25 protein-coding genes and 1 pseudogene are annotated in these 24,394 nt (G+C 57.3%); 18 read left to right on the top strand and 8 right to left on the bottom strand.

Annotation, left to right across the window (positions count from 1 at the left end; translation table 11 throughout):
* Positions 1 to 38: 38 nt before the first annotated feature.
* Genes AC0L6A_RS05550 through AC0L6A_RS05530 form a run of 5 tightly spaced genes read left to right on the top strand, consistent with a single transcriptional unit; the run spans position 39 to position 5,557 of the window.
* Complete coding sequence (locus AC0L6A_RS05550) at positions 39 to 1,187, top strand: ABC transporter ATP-binding protein (RefSeq protein ID WP_473292737.1); 1,149 nt, start codon at positions 39 to 41, stop codon at positions 1,185 to 1,187.
* Entirely contained in the window at positions 1,184 to 2,074 is an 891-nt protein-coding gene (locus AC0L6A_RS05545) for an ABC transporter permease subunit (protein ID WP_473292736.1), read from the top strand. Before AC0L6A_RS05550 ends, AC0L6A_RS05545 begins: the two co-directional genes overlap by 4 nt.
* Positions 2,071 to 2,883 (top strand): ABC transporter permease subunit, encoded by an 813-nt coding sequence (locus AC0L6A_RS05540; protein ID WP_246928645.1) that lies wholly within the window; start codon positions 2,071 to 2,073, stop codon positions 2,881 to 2,883. The genes AC0L6A_RS05545 and AC0L6A_RS05540 overlap by 4 nt, the downstream gene beginning before the upstream one ends.
* Positions 2,880 to 4,226, top strand: a complete 1,347-nt coding sequence (locus tag AC0L6A_RS05535) for a glutamine synthetase family protein (protein WP_473292733.1) — start codon at positions 2,880 to 2,882, stop codon at positions 4,224 to 4,226. Before AC0L6A_RS05540 ends, AC0L6A_RS05535 begins: the two co-directional genes overlap by 4 nt.
* Positions 4,226 to 5,557 (top strand): NAD(P)/FAD-dependent oxidoreductase, encoded by a 1,332-nt coding sequence (locus AC0L6A_RS05530; protein WP_473292732.1) that lies wholly within the window; start codon positions 4,226 to 4,228, stop codon positions 5,555 to 5,557. The genes AC0L6A_RS05535 and AC0L6A_RS05530 overlap by 1 nt, the downstream gene beginning before the upstream one ends.
* Before the next feature lie 10 nt (positions 5,558 to 5,567).
* Here AC0L6A_RS05530 and AC0L6A_RS05525 read toward each other — a convergent pair whose 3' ends face one another.
* From AC0L6A_RS05525 to AC0L6A_RS05515, 3 genes and pseudogenes are all read right to left on the bottom strand, one after another.
* Positions 5,568 to 7,094 (bottom strand): malonate--CoA ligase, encoded by a 1,527-nt coding sequence (locus AC0L6A_RS05525; protein WP_473292730.1) that lies wholly within the window; start codon positions 7,092 to 7,094, stop codon positions 5,568 to 5,570.
* Positions 7,095 to 7,121: 27 nt separating this feature from the next.
* Positions 7,122 to 8,093 carry an amidase gene (locus AC0L6A_RS05520; protein ID WP_473292728.1) on the bottom strand — a complete coding sequence of 324 codons (972 nt, stop codon included), beginning with the start codon at positions 8,091 to 8,093 and terminating at the stop codon, positions 7,122 to 7,124.
* 7 nt (positions 8,094 to 8,100) lie between these two features.
* Positions 8,101 to 8,436: pseudogene (locus AC0L6A_RS05515) on the bottom strand (amidase family protein); the annotation flags it as partial.
* A gap of 215 nt (positions 8,437 to 8,651) precedes the next feature.
* Here AC0L6A_RS05515 and AC0L6A_RS05510 point away from each other — a divergent pair.
* Positions 8,652 to 9,206, top strand: a complete 555-nt coding sequence (locus tag AC0L6A_RS05510) for a flavodoxin family protein (protein ID WP_473292727.1) — start codon at positions 8,652 to 8,654, stop codon at positions 9,204 to 9,206.
* Here AC0L6A_RS05510 and AC0L6A_RS05505 read toward each other — a convergent pair.
* Both AC0L6A_RS05505 and AC0L6A_RS05500 read right to left on the bottom strand, forming a co-directional pair.
* The gene (locus tag AC0L6A_RS05505; protein ID WP_473292726.1) at positions 9,200 to 9,505 is read right to left on the bottom strand and encodes a DnaJ family domain-containing protein; all 306 of its coding nucleotides are present in this window, start codon (positions 9,503 to 9,505) and stop codon (positions 9,200 to 9,202) included. The genes AC0L6A_RS05510 and AC0L6A_RS05505 overlap by 7 nt on opposite strands.
* A gap of 81 nt (positions 9,506 to 9,586) precedes the next feature.
* Positions 9,587 to 11,146, bottom strand: a complete 1,560-nt coding sequence (locus tag AC0L6A_RS05500; RefSeq protein ID WP_473292724.1) for a bifunctional metallophosphatase/5'-nucleotidase — start codon at positions 11,144 to 11,146, stop codon at positions 9,587 to 9,589.
* Positions 11,147 to 11,328: 182 nt separating this feature from the next.
* Between AC0L6A_RS05500 and AC0L6A_RS05495 the strand changes: the two genes are divergently transcribed.
* Genes AC0L6A_RS05495 through arsC form a run of 3 tightly spaced genes read left to right on the top strand, consistent with a single transcriptional unit; the run spans position 11,329 to position 13,066 of the window.
* On the top strand, positions 11,329 to 11,667 hold the full coding sequence (locus AC0L6A_RS05495) for a DUF952 domain-containing protein (protein WP_473292722.1): 339 nt from the start codon (positions 11,329 to 11,331) through the stop codon (positions 11,665 to 11,667).
* Positions 11,664 to 12,728 carry a quinone-dependent dihydroorotate dehydrogenase gene (locus AC0L6A_RS05490; protein WP_473292721.1) on the top strand — a complete coding sequence of 355 codons (1,065 nt, stop codon included), beginning with the start codon at positions 11,664 to 11,666 and terminating at the stop codon, positions 12,726 to 12,728. The genes AC0L6A_RS05495 and AC0L6A_RS05490 overlap by 4 nt, the downstream gene beginning before the upstream one ends.
* Positions 12,725 to 13,066 carry an arsenate reductase (glutaredoxin) gene (arsC, locus tag AC0L6A_RS05485; RefSeq protein WP_473292719.1) on the top strand — a complete coding sequence of 114 codons (342 nt, stop codon included), beginning with the start codon at positions 12,725 to 12,727 and terminating at the stop codon, positions 13,064 to 13,066. Before AC0L6A_RS05490 ends, arsC begins: the two co-directional genes overlap by 4 nt.
* 5 nt (positions 13,067 to 13,071) lie before the next feature.
* Here arsC and AC0L6A_RS05480 read toward each other — a convergent pair whose 3' ends face one another.
* The 3 genes from AC0L6A_RS05480 to AC0L6A_RS05470 are packed head-to-tail and all read right to left on the bottom strand — an operon-like array spanning position 13,072 to position 15,373.
* Positions 13,072 to 14,379 (bottom strand): MATE family efflux transporter, encoded by a 1,308-nt coding sequence (locus AC0L6A_RS05480; RefSeq protein ID WP_473292717.1) that lies wholly within the window; start codon positions 14,377 to 14,379, stop codon positions 13,072 to 13,074.
* The gene (locus AC0L6A_RS05475; protein WP_473292715.1) at positions 14,376 to 14,885 is read right to left on the bottom strand and encodes a PaaI family thioesterase; all 510 of its coding nucleotides are present in this window, start codon (positions 14,883 to 14,885) and stop codon (positions 14,376 to 14,378) included. Before AC0L6A_RS05475 ends, AC0L6A_RS05480 begins: the two co-directional genes overlap by 4 nt.
* On the bottom strand, positions 14,882 to 15,373 hold the full coding sequence (locus tag AC0L6A_RS05470) for a PaaI family thioesterase (RefSeq protein WP_473292714.1): 492 nt from the start codon (positions 15,371 to 15,373) through the stop codon (positions 14,882 to 14,884). The genes AC0L6A_RS05475 and AC0L6A_RS05470 overlap by 4 nt, the downstream gene beginning before the upstream one ends.
* Positions 15,374 to 15,479: 106 nt before the next feature.
* On the opposite strand from AC0L6A_RS05470, the gene AC0L6A_RS05465 reads away from it, so the two are divergent.
* From AC0L6A_RS05465 to AC0L6A_RS05425, 9 genes are all read left to right on the top strand, one after another.
* Positions 15,480 to 16,604 carry a putative manganese transporter gene (locus AC0L6A_RS05465; protein ID WP_473292712.1) on the top strand — a complete coding sequence of 375 codons (1,125 nt, stop codon included), beginning with the start codon at positions 15,480 to 15,482 and terminating at the stop codon, positions 16,602 to 16,604.
* A gap of 88 nt (positions 16,605 to 16,692) precedes the next feature.
* Positions 16,693 to 17,061 carry a MerR family transcriptional regulator gene (locus AC0L6A_RS05460; protein ID WP_473292710.1) on the top strand — a complete coding sequence of 123 codons (369 nt, stop codon included), beginning with the start codon at positions 16,693 to 16,695 and terminating at the stop codon, positions 17,059 to 17,061.
* A gap of 269 nt (positions 17,062 to 17,330) precedes the next feature.
* On the top strand, positions 17,331 to 17,714 hold the full coding sequence (locus tag AC0L6A_RS05455; RefSeq protein WP_473292709.1) for a MerR family transcriptional regulator: 384 nt from the start codon (positions 17,331 to 17,333) through the stop codon (positions 17,712 to 17,714).
* 27 nt (positions 17,715 to 17,741) lie between these two features.
* Complete coding sequence (locus AC0L6A_RS05450; RefSeq protein WP_473292707.1) at positions 17,742 to 19,514, top strand: acyl-CoA dehydrogenase C-terminal domain-containing protein; 1,773 nt, start codon at positions 17,742 to 17,744, stop codon at positions 19,512 to 19,514.
* 26 nt (positions 19,515 to 19,540) lie between these two features.
* Complete coding sequence (locus tag AC0L6A_RS05445; RefSeq protein ID WP_473292706.1) at positions 19,541 to 19,753, top strand: hypothetical protein; 213 nt, start codon at positions 19,541 to 19,543, stop codon at positions 19,751 to 19,753.
* Positions 19,754 to 19,778: 25 nt separating this feature from the next.
* Positions 19,779 to 20,414: a glutathione S-transferase family protein gene (locus AC0L6A_RS05440; protein ID WP_473292705.1), complete on the top strand. Its 636-nt coding sequence runs from the start codon at positions 19,779 to 19,781 to the stop codon at positions 20,412 to 20,414.
* Between the two features lie 17 nt (positions 20,415 to 20,431).
* Positions 20,432 to 21,637: an acetyl-CoA C-acetyltransferase gene (locus AC0L6A_RS05435; RefSeq protein ID WP_473292703.1), complete on the top strand. Its 1,206-nt coding sequence runs from the start codon at positions 20,432 to 20,434 to the stop codon at positions 21,635 to 21,637.
* A gap of 2 nt (positions 21,638 to 21,639) precedes the next feature.
* Positions 21,640 to 22,107: a cupin domain-containing protein gene (locus AC0L6A_RS05430; protein ID WP_473292702.1), complete on the top strand. Its 468-nt coding sequence runs from the start codon at positions 21,640 to 21,642 to the stop codon at positions 22,105 to 22,107.
* The gene (locus AC0L6A_RS05425) at positions 22,104 to 24,308 is read left to right on the top strand and encodes a 3-hydroxyacyl-CoA dehydrogenase NAD-binding domain-containing protein (RefSeq protein ID WP_473292701.1); all 2,205 of its coding nucleotides are present in this window, start codon (positions 22,104 to 22,106) and stop codon (positions 24,306 to 24,308) included. The genes AC0L6A_RS05430 and AC0L6A_RS05425 overlap by 4 nt, the downstream gene beginning before the upstream one ends.
* Positions 24,309 to 24,394 lie beyond the last annotated feature (86 nt).

Here is a 24,394-nt window from a genome sequence, read left to right as displayed (position 1 = left end):
ACGCGGGGGGAGACCTTCTTTTTTTCCCCGAGGTTATCATGTCTGACGCCGCCACCGTTTCGGCTCCTGCCGAGTTTGCACCCTGGAACGATCCTCAAGCGACGCCGCTGATCCGCTTTCAGAATGTCACGAAACGCTTTGGCGATTTTACCGCCATCGATGATCTGACAATCGATATCTTCGAACAGGAGTTCTTTGCACTTCTTGGCCCGTCAGGCTGTGGCAAGACCACCATGATGCGTATGCTGGGAGGATTTGAAACCCAGACCGAAGGGCAGATTTTGATCGATGGGCAAGACGTGGGCCCGATCCCTCCGAACAAGCGCGCGGTGAACATGATGTTCCAAAGCTATGCTTTGTTCCCGCACCTTTCCGTGGCTGACAACATTGCCTTTGGCTTGAAGCGCGACAGGTTGCCGAAGGATCAGATCGAAGCACGCGTCGAAGAAATGCTAAACCTTGTTCAGCTGAACAAGTTTGCGAACCGCAAACCGCACCAGATTTCCGGTGGACAGAGACAACGCGTGGCGCTTGCGCGCTCGCTTGCTAAAGCGCCGAAGCTTTTGTTGCTGGACGAACCGCTGGGCGCGCTGGACAAGAAGCTGCGCCAAGACACCCAGTTTGAACTGATGGATATTCAGGAACAGACCGGCACCACCTTTGTGATCGTGACCCACGATCAGGAAGAGGCAATGACAGTCGCCTCCCGCATCGCGGTGATGGATCACGGCAAAATCATTCAAGTGGACACTCCGGCCAAGATTTATGAAGAACCGGGCTCGATCTACGTGGCCGACTTCATTGGCGACGTGAACCTGATCGAAGGCAACGTGACCAAATCCGGCGATGATCATGCGACGATCAGCTGGGCCGAGGGTCAGCAGGACCTGACCGGCATCGCCCATGACGAAATTCCTGTCGGCACCCGCGCCACCTTGGCTGTGCGCCCCGAAAAGGTAACTATTTCAGTCGATAAACCCGACGACGTAGCAAATGTGATCCGCGGCAAGGTTCTGGACATCGCCTATCTTGGCAACATGTCGACCTATGTGATCGAGACCCCGACGGGCGAGCATATCAAAGCACAAGCCGCCAACACCCGGCGCATTCGCCGCCGGGCGATCACGTGGGAACAGGACGTTTGGCTTAGCTTCACTGACACCGCCGGCGTGGTGCTGACGTCATGAAGCGCTTTGGCCTGATATCTGTTCCTTATTTATGGCTGCTTGCGCTGTTCCTTGTGCCGTTCCTGATCGTTCTGAAGATCAGCCTTTCGGACACAGCACTGGCCATTCCTCCCTACACACCGACGCTTGATCTGTCCCAAGGTTGGGCTGGGTTCAGGGAATGGTGGTCCGCACTGGACATGGAAAACTTCACTTGGCTCACCCAGGACGATCTTTATTGGAAAGCCTATCTTTCAAGCCTCAAGATCGCGACGGTATCGACGATCCTTGCACTGTTGGTGGGGTTCCCGATTGCCTATGGTATGAGCCGCGCGCCAGACGACTGGCGCCCAACGCTGATGATGCTGATCATCCTGCCCTTTTGGACTTCATTCCTGATCCGCGTCTATGCGTGGAAAGCCATTCTGAGCCAAGAAGGCCTGCTTAATCAGTTGCTTCTGAATATCGGCCTGATCAGCGAGCCGCTGACCATCTTGAACACCAACACTGCTGTTTATATCGGTATTGTTTATACCTACCTGCCCTTCATGGTGCTGCCGATCTATTCGGCGCTAGAGCGGTTGGATGAAAGCCTGTTGGAAGCGGCCGAGGACCTTGGATGCTCACGCATGAAAGCCTTTTGGCTGATCACAATGCCATTATCGAAACAAGGCATCATTGCCGGGTCGTTCCTTGTGTTCATTCCGGCCATGGGTGAATTTGTGATCCCATCGCTGTTGGGTGGCTCGAAAACTCTGATGATCGGCAAAGTGTTGTGGGAGGAGTTCTTCTCGAACCGCGATTGGCCGGTGGCGTCAGCGGTGGCCGTGGTCCTGCTTTTGCTCCTGATCATTCCGATTGTGCTGTTTCAACGTAACGAGGAAAAGCAAAGGGAGGCTGGAAAATGAGACGTCTGAGCTGGTTCAACACCGTATCGCTGACCCTAGGGTTTGCCTTCCTTTACATCCCGATGCTTATCCTGATCGTTTATTCGTTTAACGGCGGTAAGCTTGTCACCGTCTGGTCGGGGTTCTCGACCAAATGGTATGGGGAACTGTTCCGCAACGAGGCATTCCTTGATGCTGCGTGGGTCACCGTAAAAGTGGCCGTAATGTCATCGACCATCGCAACCGTATTGGGCACGATGGCTGCTTATGTGATGGTCCGTGCCGGACGCTTTCACGGGCGCACATTGTTCAGCGGCATGATCTATGCCCCGCTTGTGATGCCCGAAGTGATCACCGGCCTGTCGCTGTTGCTTCTATTCATCGCCATCGGTCTGGACCGCGGCGTGCTGACCATTGTGTTGGCGCATACGACCTTCTCGATGTGCTATGTCTCGGTCGTGGTGTCGTCGCGCCTTGTGACATTTGATCAATCACTGGAAGAGGCCGCCCTTGATCTGGGTTGCACCGGGTTCGAAGCATTTCGCCTTGTCACCCTGCCCATCATTGCGCCTGCAGTGATTTCAGGCTGGCTTCTGGCCTTCACCCTGTCGCTGGATGATCTGGTCATCGCAAGCTTCACCTCTGGTCCTTCATCGACCACTTTGCCGATCAAGATTTTCTCGGCCGTGCGTCTTGGCGTTAGCCCGGAAATCAACGCACTGTCCACGATCATGATTGGCCTTGTAGCCATCGGCGTTATTGGGGCATCTCTAAGCTCGAAACGGGCCATCGCGAAACGCGCGAAGGACGAACAGGAGGCTATCCAGTGAGCGACTTTCTGGAAGAATACGCAACCTATTGCAAAACCCACGGTCGCCCTGATCGGGTCGAGCTGATGCTGTGCGACCTGAACGCGGTTTTGCGCGGTAAATGGTTGCCCGGCGATGACGAAAAGAAACTGACCGACGGCGCTGTGCGCCTGCCTATTTCGACCTATGCGCCCAACATCATGGGGGCAGAGGTTGAAGCCACAGGTCTGGGGATCATCGTGGGTGATCCCGACGGGCGCATTGTGCCGGTGCCCGGTTCTTTGAAACCTGTGCCATGGGCCAAGGGCAATGTCGCGCAGTTGCAAGTTGAATTGATCGACCCGGACACTGGCGAAATCTCTGACCTATCCTCGCGCCAGCAACTTGTGCGCATGGTCGACAAGCTGCACGCCGCAGGTCTGCATCCCGTGCTGGCGACGGAGCTGGAATTTTACCTGTTCAAACCGCGAGCGGAACAGGACGAAGCTCCAACCCCACCCGATCGCAGCCCAGATGCGCAGAACTATGATCTTGAGGTGCTGGAACGTACGCAGGATATCCTTGACGATATCCTGAAGGCGTCCGAACTTCAGGGTCTGGCCACCGACACGCTGATTGCAGAATACGGCCCGGGTCAGTTTGAGATCAACTTCCACCACACCGATGACGTGATGTGGGCAGCTGACACGGCGCTTTTGTTCAAACGCCTTGTGCGTGGCGTGGCCCGGTCACATGGGATGGAAGCCACCTTCATGGCCAAACCCTATGCCGACTTCCCCGGCAACGGGATGCACGTACATGCCTCGGTCGTGGATAAAGATGGCAAGAACGTCTTTGACGATGGCACGGACGGGCCGTCTGATGTGCTGAAACATGCGGTGGGTGGCACGCTTGATACAATGCGTGACCTTCAAGCGATCTTTGCGCCGCATATGAATTCCTACCGTCGTTTCAAACCGATGAGCTTTGCGCCCTCGGCCCCTGATTGGGGGTTCGACAACCGCGCGGCGGGCGTACGCCTGCCAGAAACCAAAGGTCCGGCCGCACGTCTGGAGCACCGTATCGCAGGTGCAGATGTGAACCCATATTTGGCGATTACCGCCATTCTGGGTGGCATGTTGCACGGGGTGCAGACAAAACCCGCGCTGCCTTTGCCGCTGGATGATGCGGGGGCGGAGCCTGCAAAAACCCTGTCAGCTGATTGGCTGCAAACGGTCGAACGCTTTGCAGCCTCTGATGTGGCGGGTGAAGTTTTCGGTCAGCGCTTTGTTGGCGTCTATGCTGCTGTACGCCGCGATGAAATTGCCCAGCTTACCCATGAGATTACTCATGTGGAGTATCGCACATATCTTGGCCGACTGTGATGCCAACCGCCAAGCGCATCTACGAGGATTACGCCTATTCCGACGCCGCGCGGGCAGAATGCATCTGGCCGCGTCCAAGGGGGAATTGGCCTGCGCTTAAAGGGGACCACACCTGCGAAGTAGCGGTGGTTGGTGGGGGTTTCACCGGCCTATCGGCAGCACTTCATCTTGCCGAATCCGGCGTGGATGTGACGCTTTTGGAGGCAGAAGGCATCGGCTGGGGCGCGTCTGGCCGCAATGGTGGGTTTTGCACCATCGGTGGCGACAAACTGGGGCTGGGGGCGATCCGCAAACGCTTCGGTGACGACGCCACTCGCGCCTATTTCTCGGCCCAGCGCGGCGCGGTTGATCTGGTGGCCAACCTGCTGGACCGCCATGGGATCGATGCTGATACCCATTCGAATGGCGAACTTCTGCTGGCCCATACGCCCAGCGCCATGAACGGTTTGCGTTCGGAGCAAGCTGAATGGGCAGAACTGGGCCACCCTGCCGAGATGATCCCGGAAAGTGATCTGAAAGCCCGCGGCATGAATGGTGCGTTTCACGGCGGATTGATCCTGCCCTTGGGGTTTGCACTTAATCCGGGTCGCTATGTCAGCGGGTTGGCGCAGGCCGCATCCGATGCGGGTGCCTCACTGTCACCGCACAGCCCAGTATCGCAAATCGACGAAAGTGAAGGGCACCATGTTCTGACCACTCCCACCGCTCGGATCACCGCGAAAAAGCTGATCGTCGCCACCAATGGCTATTCCTCGGACGGGCTGCCGGACTGGTTGAGTGGCCGTTACCTACCCGTGCAATCCAACATCCTTGTCACACGCAAATTGACCGCGGGCGAGATCGCGGAACAAGGTTGGTCCACGGACCTCATGGCTTATGACAGCCGAAACCTTTTGCATTACTTCCGCCTGCTTCCCGATGGGCGTTTTCTTTTCGGAGCACGCGGGAATGTAGGTGCCAGTGCCGAAGGTCAGGCCGCCATGCGTGCACGGCTTAAACAGCACCTCTCTGCCATGTTCCCAGCGTGGGGCCATGTCGAAACACCACATTTCTGGTCTGGCCTGATCAGCCTATCGCGGGACTTGCTTCCCTATGCGGGACCCATTGGAAACAGCACCACAGCATGGGCTGGCCTGAACTTTCACGGCAATGGCGTGGCCATGGGCACGTGGGTAGGTGCGCGGCTGGCCGATATGGCGTTGGGGCGCATCTCGTCCCTACCTGTCCACACGCGCAAGCTGCCGCGTTTCCCTTTCCCGGCGCTTCGGCGAAACTACCTTTATCCCGCATTCGTCGGGTACCAGCTGAAAGATGGTCCGCCGCCAAAATAAGTCGTAAGAACTAGCCCGCCAGAACCTTCGCATAGATATCGCGCATCACGTTTTTCTGCACTTTACCCATCGTGTTGCGTGGCAGCTCGTCCACCACAATCACGCGCTTGGGCTGCTTAAATTTGGCAAGACTGTCAGCCACGCCCGCCTTGATCGACGCTTCGTCCACCGCAGCCCCGTCTTGGGCGACAGCCACCGCAACGACTGCTTCTCCGAAGTCTTCATGCGGCACGCCGATAACAGCGCTTTCCAACACGCCGGGCAGTTCGTCGATCACGCCTTCGACCTCTTTCGGGTAGACGTTGAACCCGCCGGTGATGATCAGGTCTTTACCGCGCCCGACGATGCTTACATAGCCATCTGGGTCAATCAGGGCGAGGTCACCGGTGATGAACCAACCATCCTCGCGCAGCTCTTCTGCGGTTTTCTCGGGCATCTGCCAGTAGCCCGCGAACACGTTGTCGCCGCGCACTTCAAGCACGCCAATTTCGCCGTCTGGCAGTGACTGCCCCGATACCGGATCGCAGACCTTCACTTCGACACCTGGCAGTGGGAAACCCACAGTGCCTGCGCGGCGTTCGCCCTCATAGGGGTTCGAAGTGTTCATGTTGGTTTCGGTCATGCCATAGCGCTCTAGGATCGCGTGGCTGGTGAGGTCACGCCAGCGGTCATGAGTCTCGGCCAGAAGCGGCGCAGACCCAGACACGAACAGCCGCATCCCCTTTGACGCCTCTGCAAGGCGATTTTCTTTTAAGAGCCGCGTGTAGAAAGTTGGCACGCCCATCAACGCCGTGGCCCCCGGCATGGCTGCAATGATCGCATCCGCGTCGAACCCCGGCAGAAAGACGGCGGCCCCGCCTGCCATCAAGGTCACATTGGTTGCGACGAACAGCCCATGTGTGTGAAAGATCGGCAGCGCGTGGATCAGCACGTCTTTGTCCGTAAAGCGCCAATAGTCGCGCAAAGTCTCGCTGTTCGAGGCCAGCGCACGATGGGTCAACATCGCGCCCTTGGATCGCCCAGTGGTGCCCGAGGTGTAAAGGATCGCTGCGAGGTCTAAGGCCTCTCGCGGCACGGCCTGAAATCCGGGGTCTTGGGCATCACGGGCGGGTACCAACGTCCCGTCTTCACCAGCCCCCAAGGTCAAAATATGTGCGACACCGGCATTCTCTGCCACCGATGTCAGTGCGTCCAGCTTGCTTGGCTCACAAACAAATATGCGCGGGGCTGCATCGCCAAGGAAATAGGCGACTTCGTCCGGCGTATAGGCTGTGTTAAGCGGCAGGAAAACGCCGCCAGCCAGTACCGTTCCCACGTAAAGCTCCAACATCGCGGGTTCTTTGGGGGCCTGTACCGCAACCCGATCTCCGGGGGCGACGCCCAGCGCCACCAGCGCGGCTGCCATGCGTTCGGCACTGGACCAAAAATCGCCATAAGTGGTCACCTTGCCCGTGCGTCCGTCCGTCAGAAACGTTGCATCGTGCCGTCCATCCGAGGCACGCGAGATGGCGTAGGCGAGATGATTTTGCTCATACATGTCGGCTCTCCTGAATTCGGGTTTGGCTTAACTTTTGCCAACCACAGCGTCAATCGGACCAAACGGCCCACCCATCAAAATTTCGACTGCACGAGCAGCCGCCAGAAGTTTCGCCTCACCCCGAGGTGGCCCGATCAGTTGCAGTCCGACCGGCAAGCCTTCGTCCGAAAGACCCACAGGCACTGAGATTGCGGGCAATCCGGCGACCGTCGCAAGGAACGCAAAGCGCAACCAATCCATGTACCCGGTCAGTGTCTCACCGCCCACTTCGCGCACCCATTCCTCGGCTTGCGGGTGGGGCATATTGCCAACCACAGGGCAGGCCAGAACGTCGAAACGCTCAAGAAAAGCGCGCATGTTGTCGTAAATCTGCGAACGGGAAAACTGTGCTTTGGCAATATCTTCGGCGGTCAAGGACAGACCGAAGGTAAGGTTTTCGGCCAGCGTAGGTTTGAAATGCTTTGTCAGGCTTTTCGGTGCTTTGACGAAATTCGCTGCCCACATACCACCGCGGATCACGTGATAGGTGCGTTCTAAGTCAGGCAGATCGGGGCAGGTTTCTTCGACCGTCGCACCTGCACCCTCGATCGAGGCCATCGCCCGCGCAAGATAGCGCGACATGTCAGCGTCCACCGGCGCAAAACCACCCAGATCGGGGGCAAATGCAATGCGTAAATTGGGATCAGCACGGTGCACAGCGTCTTGAAAGGGTGCGTCAGGTTCTGGGAACGACAGTGGTGCACGCGGTTCAAACCCCGACATAGCGTCCAAAAACAAAGCGCAATCCATGACCGAGCGTGCCATTGGCCCTTGCACGCCCTCGCCGATGAACCCTGCGACCGAACCAGATGCGCATCGCCCCGGGCTGGGACGAAGCCCGACAATCCCACAATAGGCAGCAGGCGTGCGCAGGCTGCCGCCGTGGTCCGACCCATGACTGAGCCAGAGAGATCCAGGTTGCCAAGGATACAGCTGCCCCACCGGACGACCCGCCCGCATTCAACCGCGTGTCCCAAGGGTTCAACGTGGCACCGTGCACATCGTTATATGTGTTCCCACCAGCGCCGTATTCAGGTGTGTTTGTTTTGCCCATGACAAGACCGCCGCGTGATTCCAGCCGGGTCACGATCGGATCACTTACCTTTGGGACAAACTCTGCCAGAGACTTTGTTCCGTTGGTGGATGGCACCCCTTCGACAGCCGTCAAATCCTTGATTCCAATAGGCAATCCTGCCAGCCAGCCAGGATGATCCGTGTCACCCGTCAAAGCTGGCGCCGCCGCCCGTGCGCGATCAGCACACTGCACCGGCACCGCGTTTACTTGCGGTTCCACCTGCGCCATGCGTGTCTTTGCTGCCTCGATCAACTCATCGGGCGACACCTCTTTTCGTTTTAGAAGCGCTACAACTTCATGCGCCTCACGGGCACATATTTCGGGTCCGGTGAATGTCATCTTGTCTCTCCCGTTCACCGACAGATGATCACAGAGCACGTCGTGGGGAAAGAAAAACCACACGAGGCCTTGGCGTTTTTGCAAATCTCTTTCATGGTCGCAGCATGACCAAAATCTCGATCTGTATCCCCTACTTCTCTGGCTTCGGCCATACCCACCGCATCGCGGCGGCTATGGCTGATGAAATTGGTGCGCCCGCACATCTGATTGATGTGGAAGCTATTACGGATGCGGATTGGCAAGCACTAGACGCAGCGCACGCCATCGTGTTTGGCGCGCCCACCTATATGGGGTCAGCCGCCGCGCGCTTCAGTCAGTTTCTGGAAGAGGTCGATACGCGTTGGGAACACGGGGTGTGGCACAACAAGATCGCAGCGGGGTTCACCTCAGCCATTCATCCGTCCGGGGACAAGCTGGCCACGCTTCAACGCCTGTCTACCTTTGCGGCCCAGATGGGCATGATCTGGGTCGGGCCAAGCGACATTGGCGCGCCCGTGAAGCCCGAGAAGGCTGGCCTAAACCGCGACGGAAGTTGGTTGGGCTTGATGGTGACAGAACAACTTGGGGCCAAAGATGATCTTTTGCCCGAGGACCTGAACACCGCACGACGTTTCGCGGCCCGTATTCTGGCGACCACACAACGCTGGAACGGTCAGTAGCGGCCTTTGCGCGCCAGCTCGATCTGCGCGTCCATCATCGACATCTCCTTCATGAGGTCCGTGCGCCGCGTGCGGTCCCCTGTTTCAGCCAGTTCCTGTCGTAGGCGCTTAAGTTCGCGTGAGAGCCTAACGAATTCGGGTACTGCGCCGCTTTCTTGAACCAACCGAGTAAACACGGCGTTTTCTGGGTCGTCGACCTTGGGCAATGGCTTACCCGCGCCTTCAAGGTTATCGAAATCGCCGGCCTGTTCCGCTTCAAGAATCTTCTGTTCGATAAGGGTGCTTAGGGGATGGTCCATACCCTTATCCTAACCCAAGCTTTGGACACGAAAAAGCCCCCGACGCGTAAACGCCGGAGGCTTAGGGCAAGTCTAACTTGCTTATTTCTTAGAGATACGGCCGTCCAGCATCGGCTTCACCGGACCCATCTTAGCCATGTACTCCGCAGTTACATCAGCCAGATCTGGACCAAAGTCATATGCATTCTGTGCGTCGCGGAACATTTTGTAACCGTCTCCGCCATTGCGCACATAGTTGTTGGACACAACGCCATAGACCTTTGCGGGGTCAATCGGCGCACCGCCCACCATCACGTCGGAAACACGGCTTCCCGGTTCTTTCGAGACATCAAAGGCATAAGTCATGCCCGCGACCTGTGGGAAACGGCCTGCGCCTTCTTCATGTTGGCTGACACCGTTTTCAAGCGCCGCAATGATGGTTTCGCCGGTCACTTCGAAAGTCGACAGCGTGTTCTGGAACGGAAGCACCGTCAGCACTTCGCCCATGGTCACCTCTCCGGCGTCAATCGAAGCACGGATACCGCCACCGTTTTGAATGGCAATTTCGACGCCCTGATCTTTCACGCGTTCCAGCATCGCGTCAGCAATGATGTTGCCCATGGCGCATTCCATCGCCCGGCACGACCCGCGTTCGCCATCAATCGCCTCGGCAGTCTCAGCAACCACACGCTGACGAATTTCTTCCAGCGGCGCTGCGGCTTCGGCAATACGCGCCTTGGTGGCTTCGTGCTCATGCACACCGCCATCCATGATCAGCGGCTCGCCCTTGGCTTCGGTGATGTTGCCATCATCGTCAAACGTCACGTTCAGCTCGCCCAGAAATTTGCCGTAGGCATAGGCCGAAACGATCGCGGTTGAGCCGACCATGGTCGGGTAAGGACCTTCCGCGCGTTCGTTGGTGTTGGACAGAAGCGTGTTGGTGTGACCGCCCACGATCACGTCAACGCCGGTGGTTCCAGCGGCAACCTTCTGGTCCACACCATAACCAGAGTGGCTGAGAACGATGATCTTGTTCACGCCCATCTCGGTCAGTTTGTCGACTTCACCTTGCACGGCCTCAACCGGATCAGTGAAGATAACATTCGGCCCCGGCGACGCGAGCTCGTCCGTGTCTTGCGGGGTCAGGCCGATCAGGCCAAGCTTCTCGCCTCCACGTTCGATCACGGTGGATTTCGCCAGTTTTTCATGCAGCAAAGGCTCGCCCGAGACATCCGCATTGGACATCAACACGGGGAAGTTCACCGCATCCATGAAGCCACGCAGCACTTCTGGGCCATCGTCAAATTCGTGGTTGCCGACGGTCATCGCGTCGTAACCCATTTGGTTCATCATCTCTGCGGCAAGTTTACCCTTGTAGTAGGTGTAGAAAAGCGTGCCTTGGAATTGGTCGCCGCCATCAACAAGAATGTAGTTATTGGTGCGCGTACGGGCTTCGTCGACCGCTGTTTGCAGACGGGCCGAACCACCAAAGCACTTGCCTTCTGTGTTGTCCTCGGCCGAGCAACCACTGTCGTATTTGCTAATCGGTTCGAAGCGGGCGTGGAAATCATTGGTGTGCAGAACTGTCAGCGTGTAATCCGCCGTCGCAGCCCCCGTGGTCACAGCCAGCGCAGCGGCTGAAGTCAAAAGACGTTTAATCATGGGATCCCCCTGTCATTTATACAACTTGATGACGAGCGTGGCGTGAGTCGGCCTGTCTTGTCAAAACTCTCGTGATCAAGTGGCGGATTAACGTAACGCGAAGATGATCGGAAAGCTGGCGCAAAAGCCTACATTCGTCATCATTGCTTGACGCCTGCAAAGCAACGCGGCACATGGGGACCATGCAAATATACAAGATCCTTCGGGCTGCCGAATGGCAAGCGTTCAAGATGGCCGGGAAGACCACCGGCGCTCCTATCGATGTTCAGGATGGGTTCATTCATTTCTCGACCGCCGAACAGGTGCGTGAAACCGCCGCAAAACATTTCGCCGAGGAAGACGGGCTGGTCCTTGTCGCCTTTGAAACAGACGCAATGGGTGGAGCGCTGAAATGGGAGCCATCACGCGGTGGCGCTTTGTTCCCCCATCTTTTCCGCGAATTGATGTTTTCCGAGGTGCTGTGGGATCACCCCCTGCCCTTCGAAGATGATGGCCATGTGTTCCCGGAGGATATGGCATGAACCTGATTGAGAAAATTGCCCTTAAGGCCCTGCATCAGGTGGATCCAGAACGCTCGCACAGCCTTGCGCTGATGGCGATGAAGGCGGGTGTGGTGCCGATGCCCGGTATTGTGACCTCGGATCGCCTGAAGACCACGTTTTGCGGGATGGAGATGACCAATCCAGTGGGACTTGCCGCTGGGTATGACAAGAACGCCACCGTTGTAGACGCGCTGACGCAGGCCGGTTTTGGCTTTGTTGAAGTCGGTGCCGTCACCCCACGCCCGCAGCCCGGCAACCCGAAACCACGCCTGTTTCGTCTGACCGAAGACCAGGCCGTCATCAACCGGTTTGGCTTTAACAACGAAGGGATGGAGGCCGCCGCCGCCCGGCTGACTCGCCGGTCGCGCCAGCGTCCCGTTCCCGTAGGACTTAACCTTGGGGCCAACAAAGACAGCGATGATCGCGCAGCGGACTATGTGAAGGTCTTCAACTGCTGCGGTCCATTTGTCGATTTCGTAACCGTGAATGTCTCGTCCCCCAACACCGAAAAGCTGCGCGATCTGCAAGGTGCGGATGCGTTGCGCGGATTGCTTCAGGGTGTGCTGGATGCACGCGGCGGGCATGACAAATATACGCCCATCTTTTTGAAAATCGCCCCCGATTTGACCGATGACGAACTGGCGGAAGTGGCCGGTGTTGCGCAAGAGGTTAATGTGGATGCAGTGATCGCCACCAACACCACGTTGTCGCGCGAAGGTTTGAAAAGTGAGCATAAAGACGAGGCTGGCGGATTATCTGGCCCACCTTTGTTCGAAAAGTCCACACGCGTGCTGGCGCGCCTATCCCAGCTGACAGACGGGCAAATGCCTTTGGTGGGGGTAGGCGGCATCGCATCAGCCGAAGACGCATACCAGAAAATCCGGGCAGGTGCTTCGGTTGTGCAGCTCTATTCCTCGCTTGCTTATCACGGGCTAAGCTTGGTTGAGGATATCGCGCTTGGCTTAGACGCGCTGTTGGAACGTGATGGATTTGACAGCGTAGCGGATGCTGTCGGCTCTGGACGAGGTGACTGGCTATGACCGAGATTTGGCACAACCCGCGCTGTTCAAAATCACGCCAGACACTGGCGCTTTTGGAAGAACGCGGCGAAGCATTGACTGTGCGACGTTACTTGGACGACGCCCCGACCGAGGCCGAAATTCGCGCCGCTTTGGCTGCACTTGGCGTGGCCGCAATTGCCATCACGCGCAAGGGCGAGAAGCTGTTCAAAGAGCTGGGCCTGTCGGCGGACACACCCGATGACGATCTGATCGCTGCGATGGTCGCCCACCCAATCCTTGTCGAGCGTCCCATTGTTTTGAAAGATGGCAAAGCCGCCATGGGGCGACCACCTGAAAGCGTGCTGGATATTCTGTAAGGGGTCTAGGACGCCGCGCGTTCCAACGCTGGGTATCGCCAACCAAGCGTTGCCCCCCTTGCGATGAACGAGATCAGCAGTGCCACCCACAGCCCGTGATTTCCAAGGCTCGGCATCAATGCATAGACCGCCGCAAAGTAAATCACCGCAGAAATCACCATCATGTTGCGCATGTCGCCCGTGCGTGTGGCCCCGATAAAAATGCCATCCAGCATCCACGCCGGCCAACCCAGTAACGGCGCCAACACCATGTAAGGCAGAAACGTCCGGGCTACCTGACGTACGTCTTCTGCAGTTGTCATGATGTCGATGGCCCAGCGGCCTAGTATCACAAAGCCCAGCGCCAATGCGCAAGAAATCCCAGCCCCCCATAAGCTCGACATGACCGATGCGCGCCGAAGGGCTGCCCGCTTCCGTGCACCCAGCGCTTGTCCCACAAAGGTCTCGGCCCCGAAGGCGAACCCATCCATCGCGTAGGCTGTCACATGAAGGAATTGCATTAATACCTGATTGGCTGCCAGTTCTGCATCTGACAGACCAGCCCCGTAGAACATGAAACTGGTGAACACCGCCATCAGCAGAAGTGAACGGATTAGGATATCTATGTTCACCACAGCCATGTTTTTCAGGGTCGGACCGTCCAACACCCGCACCCAGTCGCGCCAAGCCGGTGACCCAAACATGTCCCGGCAGAGCCAAAGCCCCAGCGCGCCGCCGGTGAACTCGGCGATCAGAGTGGCGATGGCCACACCTTCGACGCCCCAGCCCAGCCCCAACACGAACCACAAATCCAGCGCGATGTTCACGCCATTCATCGCCACCTGAAGCACCAAAACAGCGCGCGCGCGTTCCAGCGCGATAAGCCACCCAGTGAAGGCATAGACCGAGATCGCAAAGGGGGCGCCCCAGATGCGGATGGACATGTAGTCGCGCGCCATCGCCTCGACCTCGGCCGAGGCGGGTGCCAATTGGAACGCCGCCCAGAACAAAGGAAGTTGTAGTGCAATCAGGCCGACACCACCAACTGCGGCGATCATCAGTGCGCGGGTCAACATGGCGGCAACTTCGCCTGTGCGCCCTGCCCCATGGGCCTGCGCGGTCAATCCGGTTGTGCCCATGCGCAGAAAGCCGAACACCCAATAGAGGCTCGACAGGATCACCGCGCCAATGCCGACTGCTCCAATCGGGGCCGCCGCCCCCATCTGTCCGATCACGCCCGTGTCGACCAGCCCCAGAATGGGCACGGTCACGTTGGACAGAACAATAGGGCCTGCGACTGCTAGAATGCGGCGATGGGTAAGTGTATTGGTCACGAATTAGGCATTAGGAAATGCCCGGTAGCCTGTGCATAAAGCTTGCCACGCTGGTCCTGCCAGGCCTCTACAAGAACGGACGCATAGCGCCGCCCCTGCCGTACCACACGCGCACGCGCATAGGCATCACGTGGCAAGCCCGAGCGCAGGTAATCGATGGAAAAGTCAATTGTCTTGGGCAGGTAAGGCATGTTCTCCGGTCCAAGCGTTGTTGGGTCCAGCGCACCGCTTTCCATGTCTTCCCACAGTGTCGCCCAGCTAAGCTGGATAACCGCAGCGGTTTCCAGGAACGCGGCCGTAACACCGCCATGAATGGCGGGCAAAAGCGGATTGCCGATCAGCTTTTCGTCAAAGGGCAAAACAGCGGTCAGTTCGTCGCCATGTCGTTCGATCTTGATACCAAGGAACTGCACATACGGAATGCCGTCGACCAGCCCTGCAAGGGCGACGTCGCGGCGTTGCTTCACCACTTCGACGGGTTCGGGACGTTTGCGTGATTTGCTCATGCGCCTGCCTCGCCTGTGATCTCGCTTGAGATTTCCGTTGACCGGCGTTTGGGGTCACCATCTGCTGTAAACGCGCCAGTGGCAGTTGCCACGGGGCGACCCTCGTCTTCGTCCAACGCCACAGCCCGCACAAACGCGACCGAGCGCGTGACATGATAGCAGGTCGCCTTTGCTGTGATCTTTTGGCCGGGCGTCGCAGGACGCATATAATCAATGCGCAGATCAATTGTGGCCGTAATTGCAGGCGCATTTGGATGGCTCATTACAGCCGACCCACAGCAGGTATCCAGCAAAGCCGACACCGCGCCGCCATGAATCACGCCTGTACGTGGGTCACCAACAAGCTTTTCGTCATACGGCAAGGACATCACAGCCTCGCCATCACCCAAATCGTCCAGCGTCATACCAAGCGCGCCGCAATGAGGGATCGCCTCGGTAAACTTCCGGGCAATCTCGGCTTTTTTCTCGGGGGTTAGTCCCTTGATCATGGATGCGCCTCTTGCTTGCTGTGTGGCCCATTTATTGGCGCTTGCAATCCCTACGTCCAGACCCTACTTTCGCAATTAAGAATTATTCTCAATTAAAAGTGACAAGATGAGCGACGCAACCACCCTTACTGCCCCAATGGGCATGATGCGCCCAAAACGCCTGATAGTTTTGGCGGTTATGACGGCTCTCGCTGTGGCTCCTGGTCACTTGGGAGAGTTGACGCGCGAGTTAATGACCGATGCCTATGTGCAGGTGTCTGTGTTTGTCGCTGCAACGCTGCTTTTGTTCTACGGGGCAGAGCGGCTTTTCAACTTTGACATCGGCGAGGTTCTGTCGAAATCAAAACGCGCGCAGGTACCTCTGGCGGCGCTTCTTGGATCCACGCCTGGGTGTGGTGGAGCGGTTGTTGTCGTTGCAGCCTATAGTTCCGGCCATGTTGGCTTTGGAGCCGTGGTTGCAACGCTGACCGCGACCATGGGGGATGCAGCATTCCTGCTTATCGCAACGCGTCCTGATGCAGCGATGGTGGTCCTTCCCCTGTCTTTGGCTGTCGGCATCTTGTCGGGCTGGCTGGTGGATTATTTCCATTCCGTTGAATACCGCGCCTCGACCTTAGCAAGCTGCGATCTGGCGCCACTTATCGGAAGAACGCGCCCGCAAGACATCGCATATCTGTTGCTGGCGATCCCCGGTTTCTATGTCGGGGCCATGCAGCTTGGACAGATCGATGTCAGCCACATCTTTGGCTTGCCTATCCAGTATCTGGCACTCGTAGGCACGTTCCTTGGGTTGTCCATGTGGGCGACGTCAAAGGTTTCTGCCATGACGAACGCAAAAGACAGCCCGCTCACCCGAATGGCAGAAGAAACCAGCTTTATTTCGGTCTGGGTGATAGGTGCTTATCTGGCCTATGACTATGTGGCGGAATTCGCAGGTCTTGATCTTGAACTTATGTTCCAATCTGTCGCTCCGCTTTTGCCTTTGATGGGCGTCTTGATTGGCCTTATTCCCGGCTGTGGTCCGCAGGTCTTGGTGGCCACGCTTTACCTGAATGGGGTGATCCCCTTCGCGGCCCTTATGGGGAATGCGGTGTCTAATGACGGGGACGCGCTGTTCCCGGCCATCGCGCTGAACCCGAAAGCTGCGATCTATGCGACGCTGTATTCCACCATTCCAGCGATGATCTTGGCCTACGCGTTCTATTTCCTCGCACCGGGCTTCATGAACTAGATATTCGCCCAAATTGAGTGGTTCTACTGAATTGCACCCAAGGGCGCGGTCCTCTACGGTTGGGTGAAGACCAACCAAGGGGGGCGCGATGTCCGAGGATCGGCTGACATTCAAGGAAATGTGCGCAAAGTTCGACGTAACCCCGCGTACGCTTAGATATTACGAGTATATCGAGCTACTGACACCCGAGAAGGAAGGTCGCTCTCGGTTCTACACCCCGCGCGAAGTTGCCCGTATGACATTGATTCTGCGCGGGCGGCGTTTCGGCTTCTCGTTGGAAGAGCTGCGTCAGTGGCTTTTGATCTATGATGAAATGGGCACCGACGCCCAAAACCGCGCATGGATCGAGCTGGCCGACCGTCAGCTTAAAGCGCTTCGTGAACAGCAAGAAGAGCTGATAGAGAGCATTACCGATCTTCAGAAGCTGCGTGATGACGTGGCTTCGGCCCTTAGCTGAACCAAGATAAACAACGTCGATTCGTCGCAAAACGGCGTCTAAAGCGTCCTTATCGGTGAAATCCATGATTTCTCCGGCAATTTGCCGCTTCCCTTAGGTCAGCGATTTTTCGTTTGAAAATCAAAATGTTGTCATTCCCCAGTTAAAAAAGGCTTTACGCCACGACAGGAAAGAACGCGACGTCACGTTACATTTACGTAAACGTCAACCTATATAGTACACACAACTGGTCAGATGTTCGGCCAGTGTCGGAATGAATGGAGTATCGAATGACCGACGACCTTATGACCATTCGTCAAATGTGTGATGCGTACGATGTGACCGCGCGCACGCTTCGCTTTTATGAAGCAAAAGAACTGCTTTCCCCTGTTCGGGAAGGCCAAAAGCGACTGTTCACCAAACGCGATCGCGCGCGCCTGAAGCTGATTCTGCGCGGCAAACGCTTTGGCTTTGCACTGGAAGAAATCCGTCAACTCTTGGACCTCTACGATATGGGGGACCAACAACAGACCCAGCTTGTGCGCACCGTTGAAGTTGCGCGTGAGCATCTGGAAGGCCTGAAGCGCCAACGTGAAGAGCTGACAGACGCAATCGCCGATCTGACAGAACAACTGGAATGGGCCGACAAGAAAGTCGCCTCGTTCGATGAATAATGTGATCTCCAGAAAGGACGCTTAACCATGCCCAGCTATACTGCGCCCACCAAAGACATGGCTTTTCTCTTGCACGAAGTGCTGAAGGCCGATCAATCGGATATCCCCGGTTACGCCGATCTTGAACCTGACTTCACCAGTGCGGTGCTGGAAGAAGCTGGCAAGGTGGCCAGCGAGGTTCTGACCCCGCTGAATGTTGTTGGTGACCAGGAAGGCTGTCGGCTGGAAAACGGCGTCGTTTACACGCCAACTGGCTTCAAAGACGCTTTCGAGCAAATGAAAGAAGGCGGCTGGACCGGTCTGGACATGCCCGAGGAATTTGGCGGTCAGAACATGCCCGTCCTTCTGGGCACCGCGGTAGGCGAGATGTTTTCGGCGGCCAACCAAGCGTTCACCATGTACCAAGGCCTGACCCACGGTGCGGCTTCGGCCATTCTGGCGCACGGTACGGATGACCAGAAAGCGACCTATCTGCCCAAGATGGTCAGCTGTGAATGGACCGGCACCATGAACCTGACGGAACCGCATTGCGGTACCGATCTGGGTCTGATGCGCACCAAGGCCGAACCGCAGGACGACGGGTCTTACAAGGTTTCGGGCCAGAAGATCTTCATCTCGGCTGGCGACCACGACATGTCAGACAACGTCATCCACCTTGTGCTGGCGAAAATCCCGGGTGGCCCCGAGGGCATCAAAGGCGTTTCCCTGTTTATCGTGCCGAAGTTCAACGTGAACGCAGATGGATCGGTTGGTGCAAGCAACGGTGTGTCGGTTGGAAATATCGAAAAGAAAATGGGCATCCACGGCAACTCGACCTGCGTCATGAACTATGACGAGGCAACTGGGTTCCTGTTGGGCGACATGCACAAAGGCATGCGCGCCATGTTCACCATGATGAACGAAGCACGTCTGGGCGTGGCCATGCAGGGTCTGGCACAGGCAGAGGCCGCCTATCAGAACGCAGTGATCTATGCCAAGGACCGCCTGCAAGGGCGCGACGTGACCGGCGTGAAAAACCCCGATGGCCCGGCAGATCCACTGATTGTGCACCCGGATATACGCCGGTCACTGATGGATCAGAAAAGCTTTGTCGAAGGTGCACGTGCATTCCTTCTATGGGGTGCGCAGCTGATTGATCAGGCGCATCGTTCGGAAGACAAAGACGCCGATGGGCTGATCAGCCTGATGACCCCGGTTCTGAAGGGTTTCCTGACCGATCAGGGTTACGACATGACCGTGTTGGCACAGCAGGTCTATGGCGGCCACGGTTACATCGAAGAACATGGCATGAGCCAGTTCACCCGTGACGCCCGCATTGCTCAGATCTACGAAGGCGCAAACGGCGTTCAGGCGCTGGATCTTGTCGGTCGTAAGTTGGCGGCTGATGGCGGCAAGCCGATCATGGCATTCTTCGACATGATCAAATCCTATTGCAAAGAGCAGGATAGCGACGAGATGAAGGACTTCATCAAACCGCTGAAAACGGCTTCGAAACATCTGCAAGCCTCGGCCATGTATTTCATGCAATCGGCGGCGAAAAACCCCAACAACGCACTGGCTGGTTCGTATGACTTCATGCACCTGTTTGGCCATGTCTGCCTTGGCTTCATGTGGGCGCGTCAGGCCCGCGCCGCACTGGATGCCTTGGCGACCGGTGAAGGCGACGCAGCGTTTTACGAGACCAAGCTGACCACAGCGCGCTACTATATGGCACGCCGCCTGCCCGCCACGTCCATGCATTTGTCACGGATCGAAAGCGGTGCGGACACGGTGATGGCCTTGGACGCAGACGCATTCTGATCCGGGCGAACATGTAAGGAGAGATCATGCCGAAACGTTTCAAACTGACCCGCCGTTTCCCCTGCGCTATGACAGAGGAAGGGCACCGTCGGCTGAAACGTTTCGCACGTGAGGCAGGGCTAGATGAAAACGAAGCCCTGTCCTTTCTCTTCGAGAATTTCGACAGTGTGACTAAGCAAGATAACCTGAACGAACGGCTGCGCCTGTTCACAGCTGAGCTGGTCGCACGCAAACGCTGAAACAACATCTCTGGGAGGGGACGCCATGACCATCAAACTCCACTGCTTCGGCGAAAGCGGAAACGCCTATAAGGCAGCACTTGCGCTTGAACTGTCCGGCCTTGAATGGGAGCCGGTCTTCGTAGACTTCTTCGGTGGCGAAACGCGCACCCCAGAGTTCCGCGAGCTGAACCCGATGGGGGAAGTGCCCGTTTTGATCGACGGTGATGTCACCCTGACCCAATCCGGCGTGATGCAGGATTATGTCGCTTCGAAATCTGGCAAGTTGGGCGGACGCAGCGCAGCTGAGCGACGCGAGATTCTGCGCTGGCAGTTTTGGGACAATCACAAAATGTCCTCGACCGCTGGGCTGACCCGGTTCCTGATGAACTTCCTGCCCGAAGAAAAACGCCCCCAAGAAGTGATCGCCTTTAATCAGGCACGCCTCAAATCCGCATATAAGATACTGGAAACCGAGCTTTCCAGCCGCGATTGGCTGGTGGGCGATCAGCTTACCATCGCTGACATCTCGTGCTGCGGATACCTGTATTATCCTGAACCCTTCGGCTTTGACCGCACCGAATGGCCCGCAATTGACGCTTGGCTGACCCGGATTTCGGAAACGCCCGGCTGGAAACACCCCTATGACCTGATGCCCGGTTCCCCTGCGGACCGCGCGTGATTTCGAAAGGATCAACGATGACTGACGCCTATATCTATGACGCCGTGCGCACGCCGCGTGGCAAAGGCAAAAAAGACGGCACTTTGCACGAAGTGACTGCCGTTCGCCTGTCTTCCGTGGCTCTGAATGCCTTGAAAGAGCGTAACAACCTTGAGGGCCACGCCGTCGAGGACGTGATCTGGGGCAACGTAACCCAAGTGGGCGAACAAGGTGCCTGTCTGGCGCGTTCCTCGGTGCTCTATTCCGATCTGGATGAGCGTATTCCAGGCGTGTCGATCAACCGTTTCTGCGCCTCGGGTTTGGAAGCTGTGAACATGGCCGCCAACCAAGTCAAAGGCGGCGCAGGTGACGCGTATATCGCCGGTGGCGTGGAAAGCATGAGCCGCGTGCCCATGGGCATGGACGGCGGCGCAATTGCTGCTGATCCGCATCTGGCGATGAAAGCCTATTTCGTCCCTCAGGGCATCTCGGCCAACATCATCGCCACCGAATACGGGTTCTCGCGCGACGACTGTGACGCCTATGCTGTGGAAAGCCAAAAACGCGCGGCCGCCGCACGTGCAGACGGACGCTTCAAGTCGATCATTCCGGTACTGGATCAAAACGGGCTTGAGATCATGTCCGAAGATCAAATGATCCGCGAGACCACCATGCAAACGCTGGGTGGATTGAACCCATCGTTCCAAATGATGGGAGAACAGATGCCGGGCTTTGATGCCGTTGCACTTCTGAAATACCCGCACTTGGAAAAGATCAACCACGTGCACCACGCGGGTAACTCGTCGGGTATCGCGGACGGCTCTGCAGCCATCCTGATCGGCAACAAGGAATTTGGCGAGCGTCACGGTTTGAAGCCGCGCGCGCGCGTCAAAGCAACATCGAAAGTCGGCACAGATCCGACGATCATGTTGACCGGCCCGGTCCCCGCGACCGAGCGTGTGTTGCAAGCCGCTGGCATGAATTTCGGCGATGTCGATCTGTTCGAAGTCAACGAAGCTTTCGCATCCGTTGTCCTACGCTTCATCCAAGCGTTTGATGCCGACACCAACAAGGTGAACGTGAACGGCGGCGCCATTGCGATGGGTCACCCGCTGGGTGGCACGGGCGCGATGATCCTAAGTGCTCTGCTCGATGAAATGGAGAGGTCCGACCTCGAAACCGGTCTGGCCACGCTGTGCATCGGTTCTGGCATGGGTGCTGCAACCATCATCGAACGGGTCTAAACATGATCATCCGCAAGGACAGTGTTGAACCGACAGTATCCAAGGACACCTACCCGGCGCCTTATACCCTTCCGGCTGGCCGCATGATGTGGCAGGCCTTGGGGGATGCTGGCGGTCTGACGCAATATGGCGTTTCGCTTGAAACGCTGCATCCCGGTGCGGTCAGCTCACAACAGCATTGGGAGGATCGTGAAGACGAGTTCCTTTACATGCTGGCGGGCGAGTTGACTGTGATCGAGGATGGCGAAGAGGCCATCATCACTCAAGGTGATGCCTGCGCTTGGAAAGCGAACACCAAGGTTGCGCATCAATTGCGCAATGACAGTGATGCGGATGCGACATACCTGATCATAGGCACGCGAGATCCTGAAAACACGTGCCATTATCCCGGATTGGACATGCTGGCGACGCCAGCGGGCTACACCCATCTGGATGGAACAAAATACCCTCAAAAGGGAGACGACCAATGACCGACTTTACATTGAAGACAGACGCAGATGGCGTTGCAACCATCACCTGGGACGTGCCTGGGAAGTCCATGAACGTGCTGTCGTACACAGCATTGGAAGAACTGAACGACCATATCGACACCGTGTTATCAGATGACGCGATCAAAGGCGCAATCATCACCTCGGCAAAGAAAGACTTTGCAGGCGGGATGGACCTGAACGTGATCGCGCAGATGAAAAGTGATGCGGGTGACAACCCTGCCAAGGGGCTGTTCGACGGTGTGATGGGCATGCATGCCGTGCTGCGCAAGATTGAGCGCGCAGGCATGGACGCCAAGACCAACAAAGGCGGCAAACCGATTGTCGCCGCCCTGCCCGGCATCGCGCTTGGCATCGGTCTGGAAATCCCGCTGTCTTGCCACCGTATCATTGCCGCCGACAATCCCAAGGCCAAGATCGGCCTGCCCGAGATTATGGTCGGCATCTTCCCCGGCGCTGGCGGCACAACGCGCCTTGTGCGCAAGATGGGCGCGATGGTGGCGGCGCCGTTCCTTTTGGAAGGCAAGACCGTTTCGCCCGACAAAGCCAAATCTGCGGGCCTGATCGACGAGGTTGTTCCGGCGGATGAGCTGCAAGCCCGCGCGAAAGAATGGGTTCTGAACGCTACCGACGCCGACATCGTGAAACCATGGGACGCAAAGGGCTACAAAATGCCCGGCGGCGCGCCTTATCACCCTGCAGGTTTCCAGACCTTCGTCGGTGCGGCTGCGATGATCCACGGCAAGACCAATGGCGTCTACCCTGCCGCCAAGGCTCTGCTGGCTGCTGTTTACGAAGGCGCGATGGTGCCCTTCGATGACGCGCTTCGCGTGGAATGCCGTTGGTTTGTGAACGTTCTGATGAACCCGTCCTCCAGCGCCATGATCCGCTCGCTGTTCATCAACAAGCAAGCGCTGGAAAAAGGCGCGGTACGTCCGAAAGACGTGGATGACCAGTCGGTTAAGAAAGTTGGCGTTCTGGGCGCAGGCATGATGGGGGCTGGCATCGCGCTGGTATCCGCGATGGCAGGCATGGAAGTGGTCTTGATCGACCAGACCCAAGAAGCTGCAGATCGCGGCAAGGCCTATTCCGAGGGTTATCTAGACAAAGGCATCAAGCGCGGCAAAGCCACACCTGAGAAGAAAGAGGCTGTACTGTTGGCCATCACCGCAACGACCGATCTTGAGGCGCTCAAGGGTGCCGACCTGATCATCGAAGCGGTCTTCGAAGATGTGGGCGTGAAGGCCGAGATGACCAAAAAGGTCGAGGCCGTCGTGGGCGAAGATTGCATCTATGCCACCAACACCTCGACCCTGCCGATCACCGAGCTGGCGAAAGCGTCCGCACGGCCTGATCAGTTCATCGGCATCCACTTCTTCTCACCCGTTGAGCGCATGATGCTGGTTGAAATCATCAAAGGTAAAGAAACCGGCGGACGTGCGGTCGCCAAAGCGCTGGATTATGTGCGTCAGATCCGCAAGACTCCGATTGTTGTGAACGACGCGCGCTTCTTCTACTGCAACCGCTGCATCATTCCTTACATCAACGAAGGCATGCGCATGGTTGGTGAAGGTGTTTCGCCCGCGCTGGTTGAAGGCGCTGCGAAATTGCTGGGTTTCCCGGTTGGACCGCTGCAGCTGGTCGATGAGACCTCGATCGATTTGGGTGTGAAGATCGCCAAAGCCACGAAGGCAGCGATGGGCGACGATTATCCTGACGCGGCTGTCGACGATATCATCTTCTGGATGGCCGACGAAGGCCGTTTGGGCCGCAAATCCAACGCTGGCTTCTACGATTATGACGCCAAAGGCAAACGCGCTGGTCTGTGGGAAGGTCTTGGCGACAAGTTCCAACTGGCCGACGATCAGCCTGACCTGACCGAAGTGAAGCATCGCCTGATGATGAGCCAAGTTCTGGAAGCTGTCCGCGCTCTGGAAGAAGGCGTGTTGGAAGACATCCGCGAAGGCGACGTGGGCGCGATCCTGGCTTGGGGCTTTGCGCCTTGGTCTGGCGGTCCGTTCAGCTGGCTGGACATGATCGGCGCAGGTAAAGCGGTGGAAATCTGCGATGGTTTGACCGACGCTCACGGCGCGCGCTTCACCACTCCGGCGCTGTTGCGTGATCTGGCTGGCAAAGGCGATACGTTCTACGGTCGCTTCGACAGCGCGCAAGACGCAGCTTGATAAAACACCTATGGCCTGAGCTCCGCTCGGGCCATAGTGCTTTCTGATCCTGAGATATTCGCGTTCGGTCGCAACCGAAACGAAAG

It is taken from the genome of Aliiroseovarius sp. D2-2 (assembly GCF_055809455.1).
The sequence above is the reverse complement of the archived record's forward strand: the minus strand, read 5'-3'. Positions and strand labels throughout refer to the sequence as shown.